Below are 1,483 nucleotides of genomic sequence, written 5' to 3'. Positions count from 1 at the left end.
ACGGAACTCACGGGGATACGGCTTGGGCACAACAACATCCTTCCACGCCCACCTCTCGGCAAGCGAACTCAGATGTCACACACCCCTTCAGCAGCCCCCCGGGACGGTTCACGCCATCCCTGCCGATCGTGCCCGTAACCGAGACTGCGTACTCATCCGAAAGACCCACCATGGCTGTGCACATGGGACCACCAGCCTCTTGGTCTTGATACGTGACTGCGGGGTAGCCGTCGATCGGGGCTACCTCGTTGAACGCGGCAGCCTGAGGCTTGACGTTGGCGTAAGTTGTGCTGAGCCCTTGCTTGTGGGCTGTTTGGAAGGTCACGACGAAGGAAGCTCGGGCCTCGGTGTTGCTCCACCGGCATCGCGGACCCAGCTCGTCGAGGTCATGACGTACACCGCTGGACGCATTATCACCAAGGGCGGTCTTGACCTGCTCGGCAGTCAAGATCTGGCATGGGTCCCCGGAGAGAACCGACGCAGGCATCGGGTTGTCTACGGCCGGTGCGCCGCTGTGCGGGAGCCCGGAGGGTGCCGGACTACCGGTTGGAGCCGAGGACGGCGAAGCCGACAAAACTTCCGGCTCTGGTTGCTCATCCTCGGTTGAACAAGCTGTGGCTAGCACTACCAGCGACCCAGCCGCCACCAACGCAAATCCACGCCGCATCAGTCGAACATCCCCCCGTCTCGACCAGCGTCCTTCACGTCCGCCCTGGCCTGCTCGTCAGTCTCCTTGTAGACGTTTCGCCCCCACAGCTCACTCGCAGACCAACCCCAACCAGCCGCCTGCAACCAACGTGATGGCCGGGTACACCTAGGACTGAGCTTTCAGGTTGGCAACCACCCAGCTAGCTACCTGCTGCACCGGTTCGCAAGGGTTCTTGCCGTTCTCTTCGGCCTGCGTGCCAAGCGTGCCCGTCACCGAAACCGAATATTCGTTAGCAACCCCGACTATCGCTGTGCACATCGGCGCATCAGCCTTCATCTTGTAGGTGACGGCCGGATAGCCCTCGATAGGCTGGACTTCGTTGAACTCTTCCGCCTGTGGCTTAGCGTTGGCGTAGGTCGCGCTGAGTCCCTCACCATGTTCGGTCTGGAAGCCCACAACGAATGAAGCAATCTCTTCGGTGTTGCTCCACCCGCACCGTGGGCCGAGTCCGTCAAGGTCCCGACGTTCACCGTTGGATGCGTTATCACCGAGGGCGGTCGTAACCTGCTCGGCAGTCAAGACCTGGCACGGGTCACCGGACAACACCGACCGGGGAAGCGGGTTGTCTACGGCCGGTGCGCCGCTGTGGGGAAGCTCAGAAGGTGCACCACTGCTAGCGGGTGCAGAGGACGGAACAGAGCTAGCGGGACCCTGCGGCTCAGCTTGGCCGTCCTCGGGGCTGCTGAAGGAAACTGTGACAGTGGTTTAGGCCGCCGGGGTGGCGGTGTGGCTCATGATGGTTTCGTATTCGATGGGGGTCAAGCGGCCGAGGCG

Annotated in this window: 1 protein-coding gene and 1 pseudogene; both read right to left on the bottom strand. The window is 62.2% G+C overall.

The genetic code is table 11. The features are described from left to right. Nucleotides 1-7: 7 nt before the first annotated feature. Nucleotides 8-667: a DUF3558 domain-containing protein gene (locus tag IF64_RS28300; protein ID WP_084706098.1), complete on the bottom strand. Its 660-nt coding sequence runs from the start codon at nt 665-667 to the stop codon at nt 8-10. A 147-nt stretch (nt 668-814) separates the two neighbouring features. Then, nucleotides 815-1,378 (bottom strand): annotated as a pseudogene (locus tag IF64_RS26870) (DUF3558 domain-containing protein); the annotation flags it as partial. Between the last annotated feature and the right edge of the window lie 105 nt (nt 1,379-1,483).

The sequence above is a fragment of the Prauserella rugosa genome (assembly GCF_000719975.1).
Taxonomy (GTDB): domain Bacteria; phylum Actinomycetota; class Actinomycetes; order Mycobacteriales; family Pseudonocardiaceae; genus Prauserella; species Prauserella rugosa.
Note: the sequence above shows the minus strand (reverse complement) of the source record. Positions and strands in the feature narration are given on the sequence as shown.